At 47.1% G+C, this 24,472-nt stretch carries 21 protein-coding genes; 12 read left to right on the forward strand and 9 right to left on the reverse strand.

Going from position 1 to position 24,472, the window contains the following annotated elements; all coding sequences use genetic code 11:
* Positions 1 to 53 precede the first annotated feature (53 nt).
* On the reverse strand, positions 54 to 923 hold the full coding sequence (locus ACKPVM_RS05500) for a MurR/RpiR family transcriptional regulator (RefSeq protein ID WP_409307586.1): 870 nt from the start codon (positions 921 to 923) through the stop codon (positions 54 to 56).
* 366 nt (positions 924 to 1,289) lie between these two features.
* On the opposite strand from ACKPVM_RS05500, the gene zwf reads away from it, so the two are divergent.
* Both zwf and ACKPVM_RS05510 read left to right on the forward strand, forming a co-directional pair.
* A complete protein-coding gene (zwf, locus tag ACKPVM_RS05505; RefSeq protein WP_409307588.1) occupies positions 1,290 to 2,765 on the forward strand; it encodes a glucose-6-phosphate dehydrogenase in 1,476 nt (491 codons plus the stop codon).
* 178 nt (positions 2,766 to 2,943) lie between these two features.
* A complete protein-coding gene (locus ACKPVM_RS05510; RefSeq protein ID WP_409307590.1) occupies positions 2,944 to 3,585 on the forward strand; it encodes a bifunctional 4-hydroxy-2-oxoglutarate aldolase/2-dehydro-3-deoxy-phosphogluconate aldolase in 642 nt (213 codons plus the stop codon).
* A gap of 84 nt (positions 3,586 to 3,669) precedes the next feature.
* On the opposite strand, the gene purT is transcribed toward ACKPVM_RS05510, so the two are convergent.
* Positions 3,670 to 4,848, reverse strand: coding sequence for a formate-dependent phosphoribosylglycinamide formyltransferase (purT, locus tag ACKPVM_RS05515; RefSeq protein ID WP_409307592.1), 1,179 nt, complete (start codon positions 4,846 to 4,848; stop codon positions 3,670 to 3,672).
* A 198-nt stretch (positions 4,849 to 5,046) separates the two neighbouring features.
* Between purT and ACKPVM_RS05520 the strand changes: the two genes are divergently transcribed.
* Positions 5,047 to 7,074 carry a S9 family peptidase gene (locus tag ACKPVM_RS05520; protein ID WP_409307593.1) on the forward strand — a complete coding sequence of 676 codons (2,028 nt, stop codon included), beginning with the start codon at positions 5,047 to 5,049 and terminating at the stop codon, positions 7,072 to 7,074.
* 289 nt (positions 7,075 to 7,363) lie between these two features.
* Here the strand turns inward: ACKPVM_RS05520 and ACKPVM_RS05525 are convergent, their stop codons facing one another.
* Positions 7,364 to 7,594 (reverse strand): DNA polymerase III subunit theta, encoded by a 231-nt coding sequence (locus tag ACKPVM_RS05525; RefSeq protein WP_409307595.1) that lies wholly within the window; start codon positions 7,592 to 7,594, stop codon positions 7,364 to 7,366.
* A gap of 489 nt (positions 7,595 to 8,083) precedes the next feature.
* On the opposite strand from ACKPVM_RS05525, the gene ftnA reads away from it, so the two are divergent.
* The 3 genes from ftnA (at position 8,084) to ACKPVM_RS05540 (ending at position 9,833) form a co-directional block, all read left to right on the forward strand.
* A complete protein-coding gene (ftnA, locus tag ACKPVM_RS05530) occupies positions 8,084 to 8,590 on the forward strand; it encodes a non-heme ferritin (RefSeq protein WP_409307597.1) in 507 nt (168 codons plus the stop codon).
* 317 nt (positions 8,591 to 8,907) lie between these two features.
* Positions 8,908 to 9,246, forward strand: coding sequence for a YebY family protein (locus ACKPVM_RS05535; protein WP_409307599.1), 339 nt, complete (start codon positions 8,908 to 8,910; stop codon positions 9,244 to 9,246).
* Positions 9,247 to 9,662: 416 nt separating this feature from the next.
* Positions 9,663 to 9,833: a phage holin gene (locus ACKPVM_RS05540; RefSeq protein ID WP_409307601.1), complete on the forward strand. Its 171-nt coding sequence runs from the start codon at positions 9,663 to 9,665 to the stop codon at positions 9,831 to 9,833.
* Positions 9,834 to 9,927: 94 nt separating this feature from the next.
* Here the strand turns inward: ACKPVM_RS05540 and ACKPVM_RS05545 are convergent, their stop codons facing one another.
* Complete coding sequence (locus ACKPVM_RS05545) at positions 9,928 to 10,311, reverse strand: lysozyme inhibitor LprI family protein (protein ID WP_409307603.1); 384 nt, start codon at positions 10,309 to 10,311, stop codon at positions 9,928 to 9,930.
* Positions 10,312 to 10,717: 406 nt separating this feature from the next.
* Here ACKPVM_RS05545 and ACKPVM_RS05550 point away from each other — a divergent pair, with 406 nt between their 5' ends.
* Positions 10,718 to 11,074: an ankyrin repeat domain-containing protein gene (locus ACKPVM_RS05550; RefSeq protein WP_409307605.1), complete on the forward strand. Its 357-nt coding sequence runs from the start codon at positions 10,718 to 10,720 to the stop codon at positions 11,072 to 11,074.
* A 135-nt stretch (positions 11,075 to 11,209) separates the two neighbouring features.
* Here ACKPVM_RS05550 and ACKPVM_RS05555 read toward each other — a convergent pair whose 3' ends face one another.
* Positions 11,210 to 12,319: a 4Fe-4S binding protein gene (locus ACKPVM_RS05555; protein ID WP_409307840.1), complete on the reverse strand. Its 1,110-nt coding sequence runs from the start codon at positions 12,317 to 12,319 to the stop codon at positions 11,210 to 11,212.
* A 499-nt stretch (positions 12,320 to 12,818) separates the two neighbouring features.
* On the opposite strand from ACKPVM_RS05555, the gene ACKPVM_RS05560 reads away from it, so the two are divergent.
* Together ACKPVM_RS05560 and ACKPVM_RS05565 are read left to right on the forward strand one after the other, a co-directional pair.
* The gene (locus ACKPVM_RS05560) at positions 12,819 to 13,883 is read left to right on the forward strand and encodes a malate/lactate/ureidoglycolate dehydrogenase (RefSeq protein ID WP_409307607.1); all 1,065 of its coding nucleotides are present in this window, start codon (positions 12,819 to 12,821) and stop codon (positions 13,881 to 13,883) included.
* Positions 13,884 to 13,920: 37 nt separating this feature from the next.
* Positions 13,921 to 14,619, forward strand: a complete 699-nt coding sequence (locus tag ACKPVM_RS05565) for an extensin-like domain-containing protein (protein ID WP_409307609.1) — start codon at positions 13,921 to 13,923, stop codon at positions 14,617 to 14,619.
* A gap of 17 nt (positions 14,620 to 14,636) precedes the next feature.
* Here the strand turns inward: ACKPVM_RS05565 and ACKPVM_RS05570 are convergent, their stop codons facing one another.
* The 4 genes from ACKPVM_RS05570 to yebS form a co-directional block, all read right to left on the reverse strand.
* Complete coding sequence (locus ACKPVM_RS05570) at positions 14,637 to 14,828, reverse strand: YdfD/YebW family protein (RefSeq protein ID WP_409307611.1); 192 nt, start codon at positions 14,826 to 14,828, stop codon at positions 14,637 to 14,639.
* A gap of 184 nt (positions 14,829 to 15,012) precedes the next feature.
* A complete protein-coding gene (gene rsmF, locus ACKPVM_RS05575) occupies positions 15,013 to 16,464 on the reverse strand; it encodes a 16S rRNA (cytosine(1407)-C(5))-methyltransferase RsmF (protein ID WP_409307613.1) in 1,452 nt (483 codons plus the stop codon).
* 106 nt (positions 16,465 to 16,570) lie between these two features.
* Positions 16,571 to 19,204, reverse strand: coding sequence for a PqiB family protein (locus tag ACKPVM_RS05580; RefSeq protein WP_409307615.1), 2,634 nt, complete (start codon positions 19,202 to 19,204; stop codon positions 16,571 to 16,573).
* Positions 19,155 to 20,471, reverse strand: coding sequence for a membrane integrity lipid transport subunit YebS (yebS, locus tag ACKPVM_RS05585; protein WP_409307617.1), 1,317 nt, complete (start codon positions 20,469 to 20,471; stop codon positions 19,155 to 19,157). Before yebS ends, ACKPVM_RS05580 begins: the two co-directional genes overlap by 50 nt.
* 418 nt (positions 20,472 to 20,889) lie before the next feature.
* Between yebS and ACKPVM_RS05590 the strand changes: the two genes are divergently transcribed.
* From ACKPVM_RS05590 to prc, 3 genes are all read left to right on the forward strand, one after another.
* Complete coding sequence (locus ACKPVM_RS05590; RefSeq protein WP_409307619.1) at positions 20,890 to 21,396, forward strand: free L-methionine (R)-S-oxide reductase MsrC; 507 nt, start codon at positions 20,890 to 20,892, stop codon at positions 21,394 to 21,396.
* 84 nt (positions 21,397 to 21,480) lie between these two features.
* Positions 21,481 to 22,215: an RNA chaperone ProQ gene (proQ, locus tag ACKPVM_RS05595; protein ID WP_409307621.1), complete on the forward strand. Its 735-nt coding sequence runs from the start codon at positions 21,481 to 21,483 to the stop codon at positions 22,213 to 22,215.
* A gap of 19 nt (positions 22,216 to 22,234) precedes the next feature.
* Positions 22,235 to 24,256, forward strand: a complete 2,022-nt coding sequence (gene prc, locus ACKPVM_RS05600) for a carboxy terminal-processing peptidase (RefSeq protein WP_409307623.1) — start codon at positions 22,235 to 22,237, stop codon at positions 24,254 to 24,256.
* Positions 24,257 to 24,472: the final 216 nt, after the last annotated feature.

Consider the following 24,472-nt stretch of genomic DNA (forward strand, 5'->3'; position numbering starts at 1 on the left):
CTCTTTATTACGATGGATCGATCATCATAAGAACAAACATGCAAGCACTAAAATTACTTGAACGGATTGGTAAAGCGATCTTCTTTATCAAAACGTGATTCACGCAAAGCTTCCTTCACCCGTTTCAGATTATCCCGGAATTTGGCACCACGACGAAGTGTGAAGCCAGTTGCCAGCACGTCAATGAGCGTTAGCTGGGCAATTCGAGAAACCATCGGCATGTAAACATCGGTGTCTTCCGGCACATCAACCCGTAGCGTCAATGAGGCCTCTCGCGATAGCGGTGTTCCATCTGATGTAATGGCGATAACTGTCGCGTCATTCTCCCTAGCTAACTGTGCCATTTCTACCAGGCTTTTTGTTCGGCCCGTGTGAGAAATCAACACAACCACGTCGCCGTCGGTAGAGTTCATGCAACTCATCCTTTGCATGACGATATCGTCAAAATAAACAACAGGGATATTGAAGCGAAAAAACTTGTTCATCGCATCATGTGCGACAGCGGCGGAGGCCCCGAAGCCAAAGAAAGAAATTTTTTTCGCCTGGGTGAGCAAATCGACCGCCCGGTTAACGGCGGCAATATCCAGGCAAGATTTCACGTGCTCCAACCCGGCCATCGTCGATTCAAAGATTTTGCTCGTGTAAGAATCAACACTATCATCTTCTTCAACGTTACGGTTCACATAAGGTGTGCCGTTCGCCAGGCTTTGAGCTAAATGAAGTTTGAAATCGGGAAAACCTTTGGTTTCCAGTCGGCGGCAAAAGCGGTTGACGGTGGGTTCACTCACGTCGGCCATCTTGGCCAGCGTAGCAATACTGGAATGGATCGCTGTTTGTGGGGCGCTCAGAATAACTTCAGCAACTTTCCTTTCAGACTTGCTCAAGAGTTCCAAATGACTCTGAATTTTTTCCAGCATACTCATATAACAAAGACCATATACGTTTTTTCCGATTTCAACCAAAGGAACAACCTATGCGGATTTTGTGGAAATATACTACGACCCTGTCGTGGTTGGCAGAGGGAAAAACGTGAAGTTGAGCGCTTTTTTTGCCAGAACATGACTTGTGTCTAACTTTCAGAAAAGTAATCTACTGTCAGAAACGACAAAAATTTTCTCTTTTAGGCATATGCAGTAAACATCTTAGCCAAGATAACAACGCCATTTTTCATGATATTTGGGTTAGTCTGCATTGGATTTTGAATTTTTGTTACGGTTTACTGGCTATAGTCAAAAAGAGTACATTAAAGCTGTAATAAAATTACAGCATCCTGCAACGAGGAGATGAACATGGCGGTAACTTCAACAGCCCAGGCATGCGACCTGGTTATTTTCGGCGCCAAAGGCGATTTGGCACGCCGCAAATTGCTGCCTTCCCTGTATCAGTTGGAAAAAGCGGGCCATATCCATCCGGAAACCCGGATTATTGGTGTCGGTCGGGCTGAATGGGATAAAAAAGCGTATACCAGCGTGGTACACGAAGCGCTGAAAACGTTTATGAAAGAACCCATTGACGAAGCGTTGTGGGAAACATTGAGTAGTCGGTTGGATTTTTGCAATCTGGATGTTGAAGATACCAAGAACTTTAACAAACTGGGCAAAATGCTCGACCAGAAGAACCGTACTACGATCAACTATTTTGCTATGCCACCCAGTACCTTTGGCGCAATTTGTCGTGGGTTAGGGGCAGCGGGGCTGAATAAAGAACCGGCCCGTGTAGTGATGGAAAAACCCTTGGGGAAAGACCTGGCTTCTTCCCGCGTGATTAATAATCAAGTCGCCGAGTTTTTTGATGAGTGCCAGGTTTATCGTATTGACCATTATCTGGGCAAAGAAACGGTATTGAATCTGCTGGCGCTGCGTTTTGCCAACTCGCTGTTTTCTGCAAATTGGGATAACCGCACGATTGATCATGTACAGATCACCGTTGCTGAAGAAGTCGGTATCGAAGGGCGCTGGGGGTATTTTGATCAGGCTGGACAAATGCGTGACATGATTCAGAACCACCTGTTGCAGATTCTGACCATGATTGCGATGTCCCCGCCATCTGATTTGAGCACTGATCGCATTCGTGATGAGAAAGTGAAGGTGTTGCGATCGCTGCGCCGGATTGACCGTTCTAATGTGCATGAAACGACGGTTCGTGGGCAATATACCGCTGGTTTCGTCCAGGGACATAAAGTGCCGGGCTATCTGGAAGAGGAAGGTGCGAATAAAACCAGTAGCACTGAAACCTTTGTTTCTATTCGTGTTGATATTGATGACTGGCGTTGGTCTGGCGTACCGTTTTATTTGCGCACCGGAAAACGCTTACCGACGAAGTGTTCTGAAGTCGTTGTGTATTTCAAAAATCCAGCACTGAACTTATTCCATGATTCCTACCAGCAATTGCCACAGAACAAGCTGATTATTCGTCTGCAACCGGATGAAGGGGTTGAGATCCAGATACTGAATAAGATCCCAGGGCTGGAGCATAAACATCGCTTACAGACAGTGAAGCTTGATCTGAGCTTTTCTGAAACATTCAATCAGCAGCATCTTGCCGATGCCTATGAACGGTTGTTGTTGGAAACCATGCGCGGCATTCAGGCGTTATTCGTTCGTCGTGATGAAGTAGAAGAAGCCTGGAAATGGGTGGATTCAATTATGGATGCCTGGTCAATGGATAACGATGCGCCGAAGCCTTATCAGGCGGGCAGCTGGGGGCCTGTTGCGTCTGTTGCGATGATTACCCGCGACGGCCGTTCCTGGAATGAGTTTGAATAAACGGTATAAACAGGAGTCGGCGATATCCCACCGCCGTCTCCGGTGTTTTTGATCGGGAACGTTATTTTTAATCTATGGCTAATGGTGCGGTCGGACGTCTGCGATATTGCAGATCCCTGTGGCAGGGGCGCGCTATATCATTAATGGTGCCTGTGGGCATGACTGGAGATAATTTTTGATGAAAAACTGGAAAACGAGCGCGGAACAGATTTTGACAGCGGGACCTGTTGTTCCTGTTATTGTGGTAAACAAGCTGGAGCATGCCGTACCGATGGCAAAAGCGTTGGTAGCGGGCGGCGTTCGCGTTCTGGAATTGACACTGCGGACTGACTGCGCCATAGAAGCGATTCGATTGATTGCAAAAGAAGTCCCTGAAGCGATTGTCGGTGCCGGGACGGTGACTAACCCTCAACAACTGGCCGCTGTCGTTGAAGCCGGTGCTCAATTTGCTATTAGCCCAGGGCTGACTGAGCCATTGCTGAAAGCGGCAACTGAAGGTTCAATCCCGTTGATCCCTGGTATTAGTACCGTATCTGAATTGATGCTGGGTATGGATTACGGTTTGCGTGAGTTCAAATTCTTCCCAGCAGAAGCCAACGGTGGGGTGAAAGCATTGCAGGCTATTGGCGGTCCATTCGCACATATCCGTTTTTGCCCGACTGGCGGAATTACGCCGAAGAACTATCGCGATTACTTGGCGCTGAAAAGCGTACTGTGTGTGGGTGGTTCATGGTTGGTTCCGAATGATGCTTTGGAAAGCGGCGACTACGCACGTATTACCGAACTGGCTCGTGAAGCGGTTGAAGGCGCAAAAGCGTAATTAATTCTTTTTGACAGTTTGTAAAAGCCACCTGTTTGACGTGAAGCTCACTTCATTTTAGGTGGCTTTTTTATGGCCGACCGGTCAGCCAAGAACAGTAACGGCTGCTGCGACTTTTTTTGCTAATGTTACCGCATCATCTGTTGTGTCCGCGCTGGCGAGAGCAACGCCCATTCGGCGCTTTCCGTTGATGTCTGGTTTGCCAAACAGGCGAATTTGGGTGCGAGGCAACAACGCGTGTTCCAGCCCTTGATAGCGAACATTCTGGCTATCCAGTTCCGGCAGGATCACGGCAGAGGCCGCGGCACCGTATTGACAGATGGCACCGATCGGTAGCCCAAGAAATGCGCGTACATGCAAGGCGAATTCAGAGAGATCTTGTGAAATCATCGTCACCATTCCCGTGTCATGAGGGCGAGGAGAGACTTCACTGAAAATGACTTCATCACCACAAACAAACAGCTCAACGCCGAATAGACCATATCCACCAAGCGCTTTGACGACCTGGCTGGCAATAGCTTGCGCACGTTCCTGTGCCAGAGCGCTCATCTGCTGGGGTTGCCAGGATTCGCGGTAATCGCCATCTTCCTGACGATGGCCAATTGGCGCACAGAAATGGATACCGTCTGCGGCGTGAACGGTCAGTAACGTGATCTCGAAATCGAATTTGACCAACCCTTCCACGATAACGCGTCCGCCACCGGCCCGTCCGCCTTGTTGTGCATATTGCCAGGCTTTTTCCAACTGTTGCGGCTCACGGATCAGGCTTTGCCCTTTACCGGAAGAGCTCATCACAGGTTTCACAATGCAGGGGTAACCAATCTCGGTCACCGCGTGTTGAAAATTTTCCTCGCTATCTGCAAAACGATAGCTGGATGTCGGTACGCCAAGTTTTTCTGCTGCCAAACGGCGGATACCTTCACGATTCATCGTCAGGCGAGTGGCTTCAGCACATGGAACCACATGATGACCCCGTTGCTCCAACATCACCAGCATATCGGTGGCAATCGCTTCGATCTCTGGCACGATGTAATCGGGTCGCTCCGTTTCAACCAACGTTTTTAATGCCTCACCGTCCAGCATGTTAATCACATGGCTGCGATGGGCTATCTGCATTGCTGGTGCATCGGCATAACGATCGACCGCGATAACTTCGATACCCAGACGTTGGCATTCAATCGCCACTTCCTTGCCTAACTCACCAGAACCGAGCAACATCACACGTGTAGCATCGGTACGCAGGGCAGTTCCAATTGTTAACATAATGTCTACCTGTTCGGCTTGTAAAAAACGGGCGCAGTATAAACGAAAACGTTTGCGTGCGCATCAGGCGCGATAAAAGGGGAGTGCGTTTACCCGCCGTTGTGAAGGAGAGGAGGGTTCGCTTGGCATCATTGAGGAATCGTGCCACTCTGCGTAAAAATTCAGGGTTTTATCTTTCTCAAATAGGATTCAGACGTAATGAGAGCACCACTGGCAGAAAAAAGACCCCATACGTTGACGACTCATGGCGATACACGTATCGATAATTATTATTGGCTACGAGACGACCCTCAGGTATTGGATTATCTCAAGCAGGAAAATCATTATTGCCATTCGGTGATGGCACCCTATCGCGACCGTCAACGGGCACTGTACGATGAAATGGTTGAGCGGATACCGTCTGAAGATATGTCAGTGCCTTATGTTCACAATGGCTATCGCTATCAAAGCCGTTATGCGCCAGGCAAAGAGTACCCTCTCTATTTACGCCAACCGGAACAGGTAACGCACGAATGGGAAACACTGCTGGATGGCAATCTACGTGCCGAAGGCCATGATTTTTATAGCATCGGCGTGCTGGAAGTCAGCCCCGATAATCAGATTTTGGTGCTATCGGAGGATTTTCTCTCCCGTCGCCAATACGATATTCGTTTCCGTCATTTGAGCACCGGGGAATGGTTGCCTGATGTGATTGAAAATGTTTCGGCTGGCGCTGAGTGGTCTGGCGACTCGAACTCGCTCTATTACGTACGCAAACACCCACAGACCTTATTGCCCTATCAGGTTTATCGACATCGTTTAGGTAGTCACCCAACGGACGATGAATTAATTTATGAGGAAGAGGACGACACTTATTACGTCAGTTTGGGTAAGACAACCTCTGAGCGTTACATCACAATTTATTTAAGCAGTACGACAACAACGGAGGTACTGTTGATTGATGCGCAGGATCCGTTGGCAAAACCCCAGGTTACGATCCCGCGTCGTAAAGCTCATGAGTATGGCCTCGATCACTACCAAGACGCTTTTTATCTGCGTTCTAATCGTGACGGTAAAAACTTTGGCTTGTATCGCGCGCTGCGTGCGGATGAGCGTGAATGGGAAACGCTTATTGCTCCGCATGATCATCGTGTTCTGGAGGGCTTTGAACTCTTTCGCGATTGGCTGGTGGTGGAGGAACGTGAACGCGGGTTGACCAAGTTACGCCAGATTCACTGGCAAACAGGGGAAGAGAAAGCGATAACGTTTAATGATGCCAGCTATGTCACATGGTTATCCTACAATCCAACGCCGGAAACCGCATTGCTGCGTTATGGTTATGCGTCAATGACGACGCCGAGTTCGCTGTATGAATTGAATATGGATACGGGACAGCAGCAGTTATTGAAGCAGGCTGAAGTGAAAAACCTGACGTCAAGTGACTACCATAGTGAACGCCTGTGGATTACGGTTCGAGACGGTGTGGAAATCCCGGTATCGCTGGTTTATCACCGAGCACATTTCAAACCGGGACAAAATCCGATCGTCGTATATGGCTATGGTGCATACGGCAGCAGTATGGATCCTGACTTTAGCGTGAGCCGTTTAAGTTTGTTAGATCGCGGTTTTGTTTTTGCACTCACTCATATTCGCGGCGGCGGGGAGTTAGGGCAACAGTGGTATGACGATGGTCGACTGCTGAATAAAATGAATTCGTTCACCGATTTTATCGATGTTTCTCAAGCGTTAGCAGAGCGAGGCTATGGCGATCGTCAAAAAATGTTCGCTATGGGGGGAAGTGCCGGCGGATTATTGATGGGCGCGGTCGTTAATCTTGCACCTGATTTATTTAAAGGTGTCATTGCTCAGGTTCCCTTTGTTGACGTATTGACAACTATGCTGGATGAGTCGATTCCATTAACCACGGGTGAATATGAAGAGTGGGGCGATCCTAACGAACGCCGCTATTATGATTATATTCGGCAATATAGCCCATATGATGGTGTTGTGGCGCAAAACTATCCTCATATGCTGGTCACGACGGGATTACACGATTCTCAAGTACAGTATTGGGAGCCGGCCAAATGGGTAGCGAAACTACGCGATATGAAGACAGATGATCGATTGTTGCTGATGTATACCGATATGGATGCCGGACATGGCGGAAAATCAGGGCGTTTTAAGCACTATGAAGACATCGCGCTGGAGTATGCGTTTTTGCTGATGATACTGGATATGCCTGACTGACGTAGAATTTGATACCAAAAGTAAACCCGCAGAGTGGCGGGTTTACCGATCAGCAGAGTGGTTTTAGTTGATGTCGGCCTGTGGTTGAGCCTTCTTCGCCCTTTTTTCCGCGCGTTTTTCTGCTGCGGATTTCAAAGGTTTTTTCTTGCTGTTCTTCTTGCTGTCCATTCCTTTACTCATATCTTACCTCGCTTGGTAAAAGGTTGGTTTGCCTACTCATTAACCGCCTGTTTCACTCAATATGCAAGTGGAAAATCGGTTTTTTATCGCGAGGTTCGAAGGTAAGGGGCTATTTGGTCTTGGGCTCATAGGGCAGTCGGGAGAATTGAAGTGAAAGTTGACGATAGAATGCGACACGTTCACGAAAATAGCTGCGTAAATGTTCGGGTTGCTCTTTTTCAATGGCCTCAGAAATGACCGGCATATTATAACGCTCCTTAAAAGCGACGCCTGACGCCGCGAGATCGACATTGACCTTATCCATCTCTTCTTTAGACAATTCTGCCAGGTTGTGTCCCATCGTGTTTTCTCCGGTTTTATCGTGCCAAGCTGTTGGCGCCACGGTAAAGCAGTGTCACGAAAATCGCAAGTTATACGATGTATACCCAAAATAATTCAAGTTTCAGGAAGGCGGCAAGTGAAGGAGTCCCGATGAGCTTACTTGAGTAAGTGATTCGGGTGACTGAACGCAGCCAACGCACATGCAACTTGAAGTATGACGGGTATAAGCCTATTTGCTAAAAGGTCAACGTATAGCGTTGTGCAAAAACACCTTGCTGATTTTTTCCTGAAACTTGAATTATTTGGGTATATTGATAATAAAAATGATTATCAATAATAAATAACCTCTTTGTTGCAAATGAAAATTAATATCAGTAAAAATTAACTAATTGATTAATAAAGAACAATTAAAAGGTTTTAATTTGGTTAATAAAGTGTTTTTTATTTTATCTATTCGAGGCATAATATCGGTCAACTCATTTATCTGCCAGGAAAATAAGGAATACGTATGTTAAAGAAAGAAATGATTCAAAAACTCAATGAGCAGCTTAATCTTGAGTTTTATTCTGCGAATTTATATTTGCAAATGAGTGCCTGGTGTGGAGATAAAGGTTTCGAAGGTGCCTCTGCGTTTTTAAAAGCGCATTCTCAGGAAGAAATGCAACATATGCAGCGCCTGTTTGATTATCTGGATGATACGGGCAGTATGCCTATTTTAGGTGCGATTGCTGCACCGCCGGTTACGTTCACCTCGCTTTCTGAGGTATTCAAGCTGACTTATGAACACGAACAGCTTATTACGTCAAAAATTAATGAATTGGCACATGCCGCAATGACGCAACAAGATTACTCTACCTTTAATTTCTTGCAGTGGTATGTCGCAGAGCAGCATGAAGAAGAGAAACTGTTCAAATCTATTCTTGATAAACTCTCTCTGGTTAACACAAACGAAAGTGGCCTCTTCTTTATCGATCAAGATCTGAAAAAAATGTCTGTCAGTGTATCGGCAAACTAATGTGATAACCTTGTGTTAGTCAATATAGGGTGAGCGGGGATGGCTCACCCTATATTGTTCCTTTCCTCAGCACGCTCTCTTCCTTGATTCCTTGTCGATTGAGCCAACATTGTCGAGATGTGACACATTTTTATGTCATGGCGTCAGGATATCTTGCTTGCTACTCGACTTCATCGGGTACTGTCGTTATGATCGCCTACAGCATCTACATGCAACCTTATGTTTTATAAGGTCTGGGATTTGTTTTTATCTGAGCCGGATAATTTGTCACGCTGATGTGATATGAACGTTTAGATTGTGATATTCAGGAACATTCGATGAAGAAAATACTGCTCTCCGTTGTCCTTGCCTTTCTGTCTGTTGATGCATTTTCTGCCGCGAAACTGGCGAATATCAGTCGTCTGGAATATGGAGAACGGTGGGCCTTTACGCGTGAAGAGGTTCAATTGATATGCCGTCCAGATAAGGCGTTATATGCGTTGCATACCGGAACACTGATGCAGTATCCGCTTAATGACATCGCTGTGGAGCAGATGAAGGCAGGGATGGTGAACGCTAAACCTATTGATGATATCTGGCTTGATGACGCTAAAAATCCAGGACAAAAGAAAAGTCTGCAACCTTTTATCGAACGGGCCGAACAACTTTGCCAATAAAATCAGAAAGCAACGTTGCCGATTCGCTTTATTTTGTTAACCGCACGATATTCAATGGTTATCGCAAAGTGTGAAATGTGTTCAAATTGTGATAATCACACAGGGGCAATACTGGTAAATACGAGGGAGTTAACTACGCTTAAGTGACAAGGCTAGTCGAGCTTGTATAAATGCCAACTTTTAGCGCACGGCTCTCTCCCAAGAGCCTTTCCCTAGACCGGATACAGGAATCGTATTCGGTCTTTTTTTTTAACTTGTTGATTTTAAAGTGTTTTATTTTTTAGATCCCGAAAAACCCCGAAAATCGATATTCGGTCTTTTACAAGTAACTGTATTCCTTCCCCCGCGTCACATTGGTCTGAGTCTCTAACCCCTTTTTAATCACACATGGTGCCCTGTACCTCGGAGGTGAGGTTATGATCTGTATGGACAACGTTACCGCTGGTATTTCATACGGGGCGTCCGGTGCCAGTTCTGGATATTGGATGCTCCAATTACTCGATACAGTTTCTCCCATACAATGGGCGGCAATCGGCGTTCTCGGTAGCCTTATTTTCGGTCTGAAGCTATTTGCCGGATTCTATTAATGGTGGCGGACGCCGCTTACCTGGCCTTGTTATTCGGGCTGAAAAGAGCGTCCCTCGTGTCTTAAAGTATGAATGAATCACGGATTTCCATGCTTCAAAGCGGACAATTTATATCACCTTCTTCGCAACTAAGTGCCTTTTTAAATTCATTTATTCGATTTTCCGTTTTTTCGGCTAAGCAGTGTGAATAAACCATGGGGTGTATAGAACCACCGACAGATTGAGATGTTTGAAATTTACAATCGGCATCACGGTATTCAATCCATTTATTCTGCGCAGCCTTTAGTAATTTGATTTGTTCATTACTTGTGCGTTTTAAGATATCTTGATAAAGCGTATTAAGCTCACCATCTACTTTTTTATATTCCTCATTCGCGCATTGATTCATGTCTAACTGAGTCTTAGCATTTTTGCAGTCCAAGGCCAGAACAGGGAAAGGGGAGGACATCGCTAGCAATGCAATAATAATACCTTTCATGATTTCTCCGTACATAAACGCCACACAATGAATGTCCATTAACTATATACCAAATGCTGTTATTAAATTGCGGATCATAGGCTATGACCAGGAGTACAGTAATCATTGGTAAGGCGTCGTGGGTGGCTGATTCGTCACTGGTCGGTGCGTGCAGGGCTTACGCTGGAATGCTGATGTAGCAGAACACAGCTCGGATTGTGCGATCTGATCAATCGCTAAACATCACAATTCCCCCCTGATGTAATACATGCTCTGGCAAATCGTATAATCCAGATGCTTCAGGAGTTATGTTGTCAGCGCAAATTTTCGCCATATCGCTGTTTAAATTAACAGGTAACTGTTACCCGCATAACATTGGTACCATTTGTGTTCTATTTATGGATGAATAACGTCACCTGGAGTATATATGAAGTTAGTTTTATCATTTGTTGCTGCTATTTTGTTTTCCTCTTCCGTTTTTGCGAATAGTTCGGAGTTGAGCGATCTCATTTGGTCAAAGAAAGAGAATAACGAAGCCATTCAACTAATGAATAAAGACCCTGCGTTGATTAACGCAAAAAATAGTCTTGGGTATACCCCATTACATTTGGCTAGCATGGTTGGCAATAAAGAAATCGTCGTATTTCTTTTGGAGAAGGGCGCAAATGTTAATGCTACTGACGGGGACGGATATAGTCCGTTAGTCAGAGCTAACGCTAATCGTCATAAAGACATCGCTGATATCTTGATAAAAAACGGCGGGAAAGAGTTAGAGCCAAAATAAATAAGGTTGGCTTAGCGCAATCGAATGATTGTGCGTTAACCGTATATTCTACGTAAGAATTATTCAAGGCTCTGCTACGGCAGAGCCTTTTTGTCTGTTAACTTTTATAATCGATAATGTTGTACGGAGCCCAATTTATGGGTGTCCTATCATCTGGGCGTCGGGAATAAGCCTGAAGTACATATGTTCGGGGATCGGGCTATCCCAACCGTCGATGTACATCGCATAGCCAATAGTACCGAAAAGGATGCTGAGGACCAGTAGTGTCATCGTGACGCCGGATAACGCGGTGTCTTGCCATCGCCGTTTGATGGTGATGCTACTATCTGCCCGTGAATCTGAAGGTTTTATCAGGGCAAAGTTGAGTGTAGATGCCACTGGACAAGATTCAACGCAGCTCATGCAAGCGGTGCATTCAACGGTTCTAACCTGAATTAATTTATCTACAGGAATATTGGATGGGCAAGATTGGGCACATTTACCACAGTCGATGCAATTTATGGCGTTGCGGCGGATTTTGAAAGGTGAAAATAGAGAAATTATTCCCAATAATGCGCCGTAAGGACAGAGATAACGGCACCAGAAATTGCGGATAAACAAACTGGCGAAGGTAAAGAAAAATACACAGCCCAGTGTAATCACGCCGATATTACGGAAAAAATTGAGCATCTTGATATCGGAAATCAGGCCATAGGGTGACATCAGAAACATATAAATACCCTGAGCAGGCATAGAGATAACGATATAAAGGAAAAAACTTAACAACAGGTATTTTAGCGCGCGTAACGGAATATCTATCCATTTAGGGGGGATGAAATGGCGATTGAATAATTTCTTACCTAATGCACCGATCAGTTCGGAAAATGTCCCGATAGGACATAGCCAGGAGCAAAATGATTTTTTCAGTAGCAGACTGATGAAGACGAATGCAAGGAGCAATAACATTGCTGCGAGATGGATCGGCGGGTATTGGCCGGTTTCCCATGTATATTTGACGTTCATTAACCCTGCAATCGGTAACCACCCTTCAATACCTCCCGGTCTTGGCACATAAAGACTGGTACCGCCAGTTTCAAAATAACGTACCCAGAAATAGAAGGTCACGCCAATATAGACGTTGATTGCCAGCAGCAGAATCTGTGTCGCTCTGCGCCAGGTTAAGGCGTTACGCCAGTCATTCCAGGCTCGTTTTCCGCCGATGGTTCCTGGTCGACGTTGCCAGCGCTTTCTTGATTTTTTATCCATTGCTTTCAAATTGCTCACAAGTTTATTTTCTACCCGCTATTTTTAGTGTGTAGTGAGAGGGTCGTAGCACGTTACCATGCGACCAGGTGCCATAAATTGATTTATGCATTATAAATGCATGTTTTTGAGTTTTTAGCTGATGGAGAAGGATAAGAAAGGAGGGGATAGATAGATCTGCGAAGTCTTTGAGAGCGATGCGGCGCATTGTAGCCAGGTTTCTCGCCGTTAGAACTGCCTTCTTTTTTAGTCCAACGGACATAAAAAAAATCTCCAATTCCGTAAAATTGGAGATGTCGAAGTCGACCAACACCAGGGAAATATTTAGTTACTTCTAAACGTAGCAGCGAAATAAAAAGATGCCAGTCTCAAAAAATATTTTTTTATACTAAATAAATCTGGCTGCCGGGTAAAGCAGTGCTTTTTATATTGTGCCATCCCATTGCGTTACGCAGTAGGATAAGAAAAGGCATTAATAAACAGATAATCAAGGGGAAAAATCATGCAGATTTCAGCTCGCCGCTTAGTGGTGGTGGCTCAGGCTTTGTTACAAAAAGCGGGTTGTGACACGGAAGAGGCAAACTGTGTCGCTGAACATCTGGTGGCTGCCAATCTGAAAGGGCATGATAGTCACGGCGTTGGCATGTTGCCACATTACGTCGAATTTATTTGTAATGATATTATGCGCCCAAACACGCCTGCTCGTTTATTACGTGATGGTGGGGCCGTACTGCAATTTACCGGCGATCGCGGATTTGGGCAACGCACCGGTAAAGAAGCTATGCAGGCCGCGATTGAACGGGCTAAAACTACGGGTGTTTGTCTAATGACACTCTCATCTACGTGTCACCTCGGTCGTATCGGAACGTATGGAGAAATGGCGGCAGATGCAGGAATGGTGTCGATCCATTTTGTTAATGTTAATGATCTCGACCCCATCGTTGCACCCTGGTGTGGTAGCGAGGCGCGTTTCGGCACGAATCCTATCTGTATAGCGTTTCCCAAAGGGGAGAGCAATGCGGCATTTGTCCTTGATTTCGCTACCAGTATTGTCGCGTTGGGGAAAACGCGCGTTGCTTATCTTGCCGGGAAAAAATTTGATGAGGATGTGATGCTGGATAGCAATGGTCGCTCAACCAACGATCCCCGGGTTATGTGGGAAGGTGAAACACACGGCGCACTGAAACCTATCGCGAAGCATAAAGGTGGTGGGCTGGTCATTGCAGCTGAAATGTTAGCGGGGTTGTTATCCGGTGGCGGTACGATTCAACCAGAAAATAAACGGCTCGGCGCGATTGTAAACAATATGACGACAATTGTGATTGATCCGGCCAACATGGTATCGATGACGTGGTTACAACAGGAATATGATGCCATGCTTAATTATGTCCGTTCTTCTCGAGCGCCCGATCCTGAACAACCAATATTGATTGCTGGTGAGCCGGAGCGAAGAACAAAAGCATTGCGTGAACAGGTTGGGGTCGAGTTGTCCGACCAAGAGTGGCAAAAAATCGTTGCTGCGGGCGTATCTTTAGGGATGCGGCCTGATGAGTTCTCGGTGATGTGAGGTGGTACTGAAACCATGGACGAGTTGAGGAGGTAGCGTGGTTCGAGGTGTGCTGGTTAGCCTGATTATTGTCGGAGGTCTAATTATCCTGACGCCCTGGATTTTACGACATCTCCCGCCTGGTTATGATCCATTTTCACCGCTGTCGGTTGATGATCCGCCAACCTTTATTACCCGCTTTAAACTTAAGCAGATAGCGAATAATCCCGAAGCGTGTCTGGCAATATTGGCACAAGCTCAGAAAAACAACCAAATGACTTTTTTACCTTTGGATGAGGTTAAAGGGCAATGTCCCTTGTTGTCCCCGGTGCGAGTGCAGAGTTTTGGTTCGGTTAGGCTGAGCAGCAGCTTTTTGGCCAGTTGCCCGTTGGCGCTCAGTACGACAATGTTTGTGACACAATCCGCTATTCCGCAGGCATTGTCACTGGGAACCTCGTTGGTGCAGATTGACCATATTGGCAGCTATGCTTGCCGTAATATTTACCATCGCCCTGAGGGGCGTTTAAGCGAACATGCTACGGCAGATGCATTGGATATTGTCGGTTTTCGTCTGGCTGACGGACGACAGATTAGCGTACTCAATCAATGGGCGGAAACTGACTCTCGGGGCGATTACTTGCGCACCGTGTTTGAAGAGAGCTGCCACTTTTTCGGTAATGCGTTGGGGCCAGAATACAATGCCGCGCACGCCAACCATTTTCATCTGGGGATGAGAGGCTTCGGCGTGTGCCGATAATGTCGTCGCATCGTCACTTAAAAATCGGTGTATTCCTGCGCTGGCATCCAAAATCCGTCGATAAACTCTTCAATGGGATAGCATCCCGCACGGCGCAAGCGTTGCTCATCCATTGCCTGCAAGCATTGCGCCTCCGTGTTATATGCGCCGATTGCCAGTTCATCGCAGCCATGCCCGAGGTAACAAACAAATATCACCAGTGCAAACATGAAGCCCCCACTTTCTGATGTTATCCCCGTCATTTTCCACGTCGCAGGCATATTATCTGCATATTGAACGTTGCCTGACGAACTACTGACAATTGTAGATGAAAACGCGTAGACAAGGGGATAGGATGCACTCATGTGGCGTTTTTATCACCAAATGAGTGCATCTCCAGAAGTTAACCGTTGTTTAACCATGTTGTGGATTGACCGAGCACGCACTATCGCGGACCAGATCACGAGGAAGATTGTTTTTTATCCGACTGCCGATACGTTTAGCCGCACCCACGGGGTAGTCCTGATAGGTAAGCAAAAGCTCGTCCTCGGTGGGAACATGTTCAGGATACATCTCTTTTCCCTGAAACCATTCGATTGCCTGTTGAGTGGTTAATGCGTAACCAGGCTTAACATTTGTTTTCGCCAGGGCAATCACGGCTTCATGTTGCCACCGATAGCCTTTAGAAAAACGTTCGGCCAATTTAAGACCAATACGAGAAAACTTGATACTGCCAAAGGCAGGCGTTAACGCAATAGGGAAAAGCCAAATCTCATTGTCGCGCGACCAGAGTTGATGGCGAGTACTATCCCATGTCAGCCCTTGTTTCTCAGCAATCTGAGCGATCAGAGACGCTTCTTGTGCTTTTAGCGGAGAGAAGGGAAATTTCCCTACTTTGTAACCGGGGGCGGGAAGCGGGGGGATGGCGGCAATTTTTCGCAGGCGTGCGACAAAGAATCCTTCGCTGTCGTAAATCTGGGGGAAAACGTGCAAAAACCCTTCCGCTGTGGCAGCCTGCGTCGCGTCAGGAAAGAGGTCGGCCAATGATTCGAACTCGCAAGCATCAGGATACTGTTGTTGTAGCCAATGGCAGACTTGCTGATTCTCCTGAGTATTCAATGTGCAGGTTGAGTAAATCATGACACCACCGGGTTTCAGTGCGTGAAAAGCGCTTAAGATGAGATCGCGCTGGGTGGCAGCGATATCCACAATGCTTTCTGGCGACCAGTGGTTCATTGCCGCAGGATCCTTACGCACGACACCTTCGCCTGAACAGGGGGCATCCAGCAAAATCGCATCGAAAAACTCAGGCAAGGCGGCACCGAAAACGCGTCCGTCAAAATGGGTAATGGCGGTGTTACTCACGCCACAGCGGCTAATGTTGGCATGCAATACTTTAACCCGACTGGCGGAGTATTCATTGGCGACGATGCCACCTTGATTATCCAGATAAGCCGCGATCTGTGTTGTTTTGGAACCGGGCGCGGCGGCAACGTCTAGAACGGTTACCGGCATCTCATGATGATGAAATAGCGCGCTGACTGGCAGCATAGAACTGGCTTCCTGGATATAAAAAAGGCCGCTCAAATGTTCCAGCGTATTCCCCAACTTCACGTTTTCATCATCGTCATTGAGTAACCAAAATCCCTCCTGACACCACGGGATCGGCTCCAATTGCCACTGATAGGGGGCGATTAATTGTAGAAATGCATTCACGCTGATTTTTAGCGTATTGACACGAATACTACGGCGCAAAGGTCGTTGGCAGGCAGCAATAAAGTCCGCCATCGAAAGATGGGCTGGGATGATTGCCTGTATGGCATCAAGAAATTCAACGGGTAAATTGGCCGAAGTGTGTTTAGCCACGGGGATGTCCCATTACAGCAATAAAGATTAAGCGGCGGAGTTTATCATAAAAATAATATCCGCCGAATGGGAAAAGAATGGGACGACGATGCGCCCAATAGGCGTACTAATTTGCAGGGATCGCGGTTCCCCACTGCCGCCATTCTTTGGGTTCTTCATTATGCAACAGGAAATGCTTCCCTTCCTGAGACTTCGGTGCTAACGGAGTGGTCGCAGGCGTGGCGAAGGCAATTCCCCCACGAATGAATTGCTGGAATGTGCCACTTTTTATCACGCCACCGGTTAAGCCAAATTGCAGGTTATAACCGGATGCGAGCCAGAATACGGAATTGTCTCTCACCAGATGCTGATAACGTTTACTGATACGTAGTGCAACGGAAATACGGTCAGAGAGCGAACCCAGAGATAGTCCAGTCACCGTGCCGACCTCAATTCCTCTGAATAATACTGGTGTGCCGACCTGTAATGCCCCCGCTTCCGGCGCATCTACGCTGATATTTAGACCATCCTGATAGCGAGAATCAGAGATCGTGGCCTGTTGCAGCTCAAAACTTCGAGTCACGCTGCCGTTGCCTGGTTCAACATTGATATAAGGCTGGAAAAGGGTTTCCAGGTGGTTGACGCCAGCGGCAGAAATTTCTGGGGTAACCACAGAAAAACGCGTGCCCGAGCGGGCGAAGTTACGCACATATTCTGGATAGAGAACGGCTTGCACCCAAACTTCGTTACGTTGCTCGGAGAGTTTCAGGGAATCAAGTTGGCCGATGTCGATCCCCAAATAACGAATTGGCATGCCCGGTGAGAGTTTGCTGGCATCATACGTTCTAAGGATGATGCGGCTACCGACCGCGCGGGCTGCGGTTTCATTATTGTAGAGGATACGTTTACCGCCTTTAATTTCCGGTGCGCCTTCGACATTATCAAAGCTGATTGCGCCTTTTAGCGCCCGATTGAGTGGTGAAGCCTGCACAGTTAGGCCTGATGTATTCAGTTGTACGCGAGCACCGCCTTCGGCCCAGAAAACACTGTTGTCAGTGAGTAGCTTCCGGTGCTCCGGACGAACATAAACATCAACTTCGAAATAATCCGCTTTCGGTCGAACGCGCATAATTTCACCCACTTCGAACTTACGGTAGAGCACAATCGAACCATCCTGAATGTCGGGCAGACTATCCGTCACTAATGTCAATGTGGGCGAGGGCGATGAACCACGGATGCCTTCTTGCGCTTTTTCAAGATCGCTAAAAAGTGGATAGCTTGCCGACACGTCACCTTGAGTACCCGGCAGAACCTGAATACCACCGCTGATCCATTCTTGAGCACTGGCACCCAGCATCTGTATGCCATCCAGCCCGACTTTGACGTTCATCCTGCTATTGACGACAAACTTACTATCTTTGTGCAGTAAATGACGGTATTGCGGCTCGATCACCAAAATAAAATTCACGCCCTGTTCATCCAGCGTGCGTTTGACGATTTGGCCAATCTGGACGCCATGTAACAACACGGGTTGTCCGCTATCGATGCCATAGCTTTGTGCCGCATTGAGTTGTATAGAAAGTGCTCCGGGGTGCGCCAGCATTTGCTGACTGCTATCCAATACTTCAAAATGCTGTCGGGCTTCGCCTTCACCGGGAATCAGTGTCAGCGTTTGTCCACTGAGTAATTGAGGAAGGTTCAGATCGCTAAGCGATAATTTGGGTTTGGTTAATTCGATGCGCGTTCCTTCACGCATCAGGGAAACCACCGAGGGATCGATCACTAACTCGCCGTTAACGCGTTGACTATCAGGAAGTAACGTAATCTTGCTTAATGTTCCGACTTCCAACCCCTGATACATTAGTGGCGTTCGACCAGCCGAAAGTCCATCACCGGAAGGTAATTCAAGGGTGATTACCACGCCGCGTTGACTTTGGGCTAAATCAGGGTACAGGCGGTAAGATTGTTCGGCGTTGGCGTTTTCACTGTCTTCTGGTGAGTCAAAAGCAATGGCGCCATTGACCAGCGCCGCCATATTTTCCATTTCAACTTTGGCACCGTTTAGGCTGATATCGGCATTAAACCCTGATACGTTCCAGAAGCGACTATTCTTTTTCACTAGGTGGGTAAAGCGTCGTTCAATCAGAACATCGATCGTTACGCCATGGTGACTGGGCGAAACGGTGTAGTCGTATACTTTTCCCACCGGAATTTTACGGTAGTAGACAAGAGATCCGTTATTTAACGAACCGAGATCGTCGGCCTGTAGATGAACTAATAATTCGCCGGTATTCACCCGATATTTAGGCTGAGTGTCCAGCGCGGAGAAATGTGATTGTGCCTCGCCAGGGCCAGGCATCATCCCAATGTAGTTACCGCCAACCAGTGCGTCTAAACCAGAGACACCGGCAAGCGAGGCTTTAGGCGTCACCAGCCAGAATTGTGTCCCCGTGCGTAAGGCGTCAGCCATATCGCTTTTAATACTGGCTTCCACCTGAATCGTGCGGAGATCATCACTGAGTTTGATATTTTGTACGGTGCCGACTTCAACGCCTTGATAGCGTACGGGAGTTCGTCCTGCGACGATACCATCCGCAGAAACAAAATCGATGGTGACAGAGGCTCCCCGTTCTTTTTGGTTGGTGTAAATCAGCCAACAGGCAATCATCAGCGCAATCAGTGGTAGTAGCCAGAAAGGAGAAAGCCGGCGCTTATTTTTCACTGTCGCCTGGTTTGATATCTCGGGTTTGTTGTCTTGCATTGTTATCCCACATCAGTCGGCTATCCAGCCATTCAACGGCCAGAATAGTTAGTATCACTGCCGCACCAAAGTAAAAAGCAGCAGGTCCCATAGTAAAAGCGAGTAGTTGATCACGGTTGACGAGTGACATTGTCAACGCGATCACAAATAAGTCGAGCATGGACCATCGTCCGATCCAGGCAATCACGCGTAGCATCCGCATTCGAGCCATGACACCTTGTTCTACGCGGAAATGAATACTGAGCAAAAGGCCGAACAACACAATAACTTTAGTAAACGGCACCAGAATACTGGCAACAAAGACAATTAAGGCGATCGGTATATTGCCGGATGCCAGCGAAAGAATACCGGAAAAAATGGTGTCTTCGGTGCGAATGCCGTTTGCATAGATGATGGAAATCGGTAACAGATTGGCTGGGAAAAGAAAAATAACGGAGGTAATCAAGGCAGCCCAGGATTTTTGTAAGCTATGTCGGCGTCGTAAACGCAGCGGTACGTGACAACGCGGACAGCGACCACGGCTGTCAGGGGAGCCCGTAAAGTGACAAGAAATACAAATTTGATAGCGTTCTGGCGAAATAATCGGACGCATTCGGGGATAAAAGCGTTGCCACAATTGGTCCGTATTTAAATGGATCAAGGTCAGTATGCTAAGTATCATCAACGCCAAAAACGCAATCAGACCATTGCCTAGCTGAACATCTGCAAATTCTCTTACTTTGATGGCGGCGACGGCCATTCCAACCAGATAGATATCCAGCATCATCCATTCTTTTAGCCTGTCCAGCATCAATAATATGGGACGCAAATTCATTCCGATGCGTGGGGCGAAGAACAGATACAGCAGTGAGAACACGAGTGTCAATGGTACGCCGACGGTACAAAATGCCACGATGCTTGCCGTTACGGGGTTGCCCTGACGGGTAATTTGCCAGATACCTTCAAACAGGCTGGCATTGATAGCTACACCCAGTAATCGAATCTGGATGAGCGGCTCAGTAAAAGCAAAGGGCATGAGAACCAACATGGCGATCGCCATCGCGGCCAGTCGAGAGATTGACCAGTCTCGGCCAGAACTGACTTTGGCATCACACCGTGGGCAGTTTGCCGTCTGATTTCGCTTGAGCTCGGGAAGTGTGAAAAGTGCATCACATTCCGGGCAGCGATGATAGCGCGCCATGGTTTGTGATGGTGCCAGAATACCGTCCACCAACGGCGGCCTGGAGGGCGGGATGGCGGCAGGGCCGATGATGTGATTTATCTTCATATTTCCCGCTGTTAACTGAACAGGCACGGTTTAGTGTATCAGGTCGTCGTCCATAACCGAATGGTGTTATACCTGTCATACTTCAAGTTGCATGTGCGTTGGCTGCGTTCAGTCACCCGAATCACTTACTCAAGTAAGCTCATCGGGATTCCTTCGCTTGCCGCCTTCCTGAAACTTGAATTATTTAAGGTATATCGGAGATAGAATGTCAGTTGGGCTAAACGACAAATAATGCTGCTTTATGCTTGAGTAAGCGAATGATTGACGAAACGAATAGCACATTATGCATGTTGTTTGCAGGGGAATAGGGCGGATTCTACGCGCGAATACCTAAATCTTGTGGCATCCTGTAGCAGGTATCATTGTATTATAATTGTGCGATCATCTGTCTGGAATGAAAAGACAATCCTATATTATTATGAATAAACAAGCGTTTTATAAAGATTTGTGCCGCGATTTGTCATCGCTGATTGCGGAAGAGAATCGTTTTATAACGATATTGTCAAACAGCAGCGCGTTACTGTTTGAACGTTTGGATGGCGTTAACTGGGCTGGTTTTTACCTATTGGAAAATGACACCTTGTTTCTGGGGCCGTTTCAGGGGCGGGTTGCTTGTGTCCGTATTCCGGTAGGGAAAGGAGTATGTGGTCGGGCGATTGCGGAACAATGTATCCAGCGTGTAGATGATGTGCATGCTTTTCCGGGTCATATTGCTTGCGATGCAGCAAGTAACGCCGAAATTGTTCTGCCGTTGATGGTTAAGGGCCAATTGATTGGTGTATTAGATATTGATAGCACCATTTATCAACGGTTTGATGCCGATGACGAAGAAGGGCTTAAAGCCGTGGTTAGCGTACTTTGCGCACAACTTGAAGCGAGTGATGTGCTGACTTTTATCAATTCTCTCACGTTGAGACAAGGATAACGTAGCAATTGCTGATGGCGTCATTATAATGGCGCCTGTTCATGCCTGCGCCGGTTGGCAAACCCGTTGTAATCAGGAAATTTCATGGAAAATCAACCTAAGTTGAACAGTAGTAAAGAAGTCATTGCCTTTTTGGCAGAGCGATTCCCGCTTTGTTTCACCACTGAAGGTGAAACCCGCCCATTAAAGATCGGTATTTTTCAAGATCTTGTTGAGCGTGTACCGGAAACAGATAACGTGAGTAAAACGCAATTACGCTCTGCTTTGAGGCTTTATACCTCAAGCTGGCGTTATCTGTACGGTGTTAAATTGGGCGCTCAGCGTGTGGATTTGGATGGAAATCTATGCGGCGAGTTAGAACAGCAGCATGTTGATCATGCGCGTAAGCAACTGGAAGAAGCAAAAGCCCGGGTTCAGGCACAACGTGCTGAGCAACAGGCTAAAAGGCGCGAAGCAGCCGGTGAATCCGCTGAACCAGCACGGACACCTCGTCTTCTATCGAAGAATGTGCCACGCCGTGAGCGCGATGGAGCTGGTTCAGCACCGCGTAAACCACGCCAGTCTTCGGTTCGCCAGCCGACATCCGCTACCCAGCAGCCTGCAAAAACTCAGTCGAATCAGACCAAACCTATCATCGATAAGCCGCAGCGTGTTGCGGTTACGGATGTTTCCAAACTGCAAATTGGTCAGGAAATCAAGGTCAGAGCTGGGAAAGATGCCATGGATGCCACGGTGCTTGAGATTGCTAAAGGCGAGGTCAGAGTGCAGTTGGCTTCCGGTTTGGCAATGATTGTACGCGCAGAACATTTGCAGTTCTGATACGGAGGCCAGCCTGGGCATGAACAATTTAGTCAGAATAACCGCTATTGCTGGTTTACTGGTGGCGGGCGCTGCTTTCGCAAATACCAATGAGAATATTACGCGCGTTGAGCAAATTCCTCAGCTTCAACAGGAACCTCAGCATGCAACCGTCAGCGATCGTGTTGCATCACGTTTTCTGCGTTCCCATTATCGTCAGTTTATGCTGGACGAACAGTTCTCTGAAAAAATCTTTTCTCGTTATCTTAATATGCTCGACTACAGCCACAATGTGCTGTTGGCATCGGATGTCGCGCAGTTCTCCAATAAGAAAACGCAGATTGGCGAAGAAATTAAATCCGGTAAGTTGGATACGCCTTACGCGCTTTACAATCTGGCGCAAAAACGACGTTTTGAACGTTATCAATATGCGTTGTCGTTGCTGGAAAAACCGATGGATTTTACTGGCAGCGATACGATCGAGCTCGATCGCAGTAAAGCGCCCTGGCCGCAGAATGCGGGCGAGCTGAACCGGCTATGGGATGCCAAGGTGAAATATGATTGGCTAAGCCTGAAGCTGACCGGTAAAAATGATAAAGATATTAAAGAAACGCTAACTAAGCGTTATCAATTCGCTGTTCGTCGTTTGGCACAAAGCAACAGTGAAGATGTCTTTCAATTGATCATGAATGCCTTTGCGCGTGAAATTGATCCACACACGAGCTATCTCTCCCCAAGAAACACCGAACAGTTCAATACCGAAATGAGTCTGTCGCTGGAGGGTATTGGCGCTGTATTGCAAATGGACGATGACTACACGGTCATCAACTCTATGGTTCCTGGTGGTCCTGCGGCAAAAAGCAAAAGCCTGACGGTTGGCGACCGCGTTGTCGGCGTGGGGCAAACGGGTAAACCGATGGTGGATGTCATTGGCTGGCGGTTGGACGATGTCGTCGCGCTCATTAAAGGCCCCAAAGGCAGTAAGGTTCGTCTGGAAATTTTGCCTGCGGGTAAAGGCACGAAAACCCGAACGGTCACATTGACGCGTGAGCGTATCCGCCTTGAAGACCGCGCAGTGAAAATGTCGGTTAAGAACGTCGGTAAAGAGAAAGTCGGCGTGCTGGATATTCCTGGTTTTTATGTCGGTCTGACGGATGATGCCAAAGTCCAATTACAGAAACTGGAAAAACAGCATGTCAGCAGCATTATTATTGACCTGCGTAGCAACGGCGGCGGGGCGTTGACGGAAGCGGTCGGTCTGTCAGGTTTATTTATTCCGAGCGGTCCGGTTGTACAGATCCGTGATAATAACGGCAAAATCCGCGAAGATAGCGACACCGACGGTACGGTATATTACAAAGGGCCGCTGGTGGTATTGGTCGATCGGTTTAGCGCCTCGGCATCGGAAATTTTTGCGGCTGCGATGCAGGATTATGGGCGTGCGCTGATTGTCGGTGAACCGACATTCGGTAAAGGAACGGTGCAACAATATCGTTCAGTCAATCGTATTTACGATCAAATGTTGCGTCCTGACTGGCCAGCGCTGGGTTCTGTCCAGTATACGATTCAAAAATTCTATCGTATTAATGGCGGCAGTACTCAAATGAAAGGTGTTACACCAGACATTATGATGCCAACCGGGACAGAAACGGTGGATACGGGCGAGAAGTTTGAAGATAACGCGTTGCCGTGGGATAGCATTAAAGCCGCTAATTATACAAAGAGCGGTGATTTAAAACCTCTCATCGGTTCTCTCAATGAACGTCATCAGGAACGAATTGCCCAAGATCCAGAGTTCCAATACGTGGCTCAAGATATTGCTCGTTATAATGCGTTGAAAGATAAACGTAATACGGTATCGCTTAACTTTGCTCAGCGTGAAAAAGAAAATGACGATGATGAGGCGACACGTTTAGGACGCATCAACGATCGTCTGGTGAGAGAAGGTAAAAAGCCGCTGAAGTCTCTGGAAGATTTGCCAAAAGATTATCAGGCTCCGGATCCCTATCTGGATGAAACTGTCCATATTGCGCGAGATTTAGCGCAGGAGCAAAAAGAGTAAATTATTCCAGGATGATAATCACACTAAAACCCCGGCGCTGTTCGGGGTTTCTTTTTCCTGTCGCTTTATATTGCCGATGCGCGGTTTTAGCCTCTAACGTCCTTTCCGATAAATAAACATCAAATCCATCTCTAATGTGATCCATTTATGACAATTTGAAGTAGCCCTACGTCTGACAGGGCTATTTTTACTTTGCTTGATATGTGTCAAGAGGGT

The sequence above is a fragment of the Pectobacterium hainanensis genome, assembly GCF_046237015.1.
Lineage (GTDB): Bacteria > Pseudomonadota > Gammaproteobacteria > Enterobacterales > Enterobacteriaceae > JBJYIN01.

Coding starts and splice junctions, on each gene's coding strand:
- ACKPVM_RS05570 (WP_409307611.1), bottom strand. CDS start 14,828: ATGTTTGCACTGGTGATATTTGTTTGTTACCTCGGGCATGGCTGCGAT.
- purT (WP_409307592.1), bottom strand. CDS start 4,848: ATGTTAACAATTGGAACTGCCCTGCGTACCGATGCTACACGTGTGATG.
- ACKPVM_RS05510 (WP_409307590.1), top strand. CDS start 2,944: ATGAAAAACTGGAAAACGAGCGCGGAACAGATTTTGACAGCGGGACCT.
- ACKPVM_RS05545 (WP_409307603.1), bottom strand. CDS start 10,311: ATGAAAGGTATTATTATTGCATTGCTAGCGATGTCCTCCCCTTTCCCT.
- ftnA (WP_409307597.1), top strand. CDS start 8,084: ATGTTAAAGAAAGAAATGATTCAAAAACTCAATGAGCAGCTTAATCTT.
- ACKPVM_RS05590 (WP_409307619.1), top strand. CDS start 20,890: ATGAATAAACAAGCGTTTTATAAAGATTTGTGCCGCGATTTGTCATCG.
- ACKPVM_RS05550 (WP_409307605.1), top strand. CDS start 10,718: ATGAAGTTAGTTTTATCATTTGTTGCTGCTATTTTGTTTTCCTCTTCC.
- proQ (WP_409307621.1), top strand. CDS start 21,481: ATGGAAAATCAACCTAAGTTGAACAGTAGTAAAGAAGTCATTGCCTTT.
- ACKPVM_RS05555 (WP_409307840.1), bottom strand. CDS start 12,319: ATGGATAAAAAATCAAGAAAGCGCTGGCAACGTCGACCAGGAACCATC.
- ACKPVM_RS05535 (WP_409307599.1), top strand. CDS start 8,908: ATGAAGAAAATACTGCTCTCCGTTGTCCTTGCCTTTCTGTCTGTTGAT.
- ACKPVM_RS05500 (WP_409307586.1), bottom strand. CDS start 923: ATGAGTATGCTGGAAAAAATTCAGAGTCATTTGGAACTCTTGAGCAAG.
- ACKPVM_RS05560 (WP_409307607.1), top strand. CDS start 12,819: ATGCAGATTTCAGCTCGCCGCTTAGTGGTGGTGGCTCAGGCTTTGTTA.
- ACKPVM_RS05540 (WP_409307601.1), top strand. CDS start 9,663: ATGATCTGTATGGACAACGTTACCGCTGGTATTTCATACGGGGCGTCC.
- ACKPVM_RS05580 (WP_409307615.1), bottom strand. CDS start 19,204: ATGCAAGACAACAAACCCGAGATATCAAACCAGGCGACAGTGAAAAAT.
- zwf (WP_409307588.1), top strand. CDS start 1,290: ATGGCGGTAACTTCAACAGCCCAGGCATGCGACCTGGTTATTTTCGGC.
- prc (WP_409307623.1), top strand. CDS start 22,235: ATGAACAATTTAGTCAGAATAACCGCTATTGCTGGTTTACTGGTGGCG.
- ACKPVM_RS05520 (WP_409307593.1), top strand. CDS start 5,047: ATGAGAGCACCACTGGCAGAAAAAAGACCCCATACGTTGACGACTCAT.
- yebS (WP_409307617.1), bottom strand. CDS start 20,471: ATGAAGATAAATCACATCATCGGCCCTGCCGCCATCCCGCCCTCCAGG.
- ACKPVM_RS05525 (WP_409307595.1), bottom strand. CDS start 7,594: ATGGGACACAACCTGGCAGAATTGTCTAAAGAAGAGATGGATAAGGTC.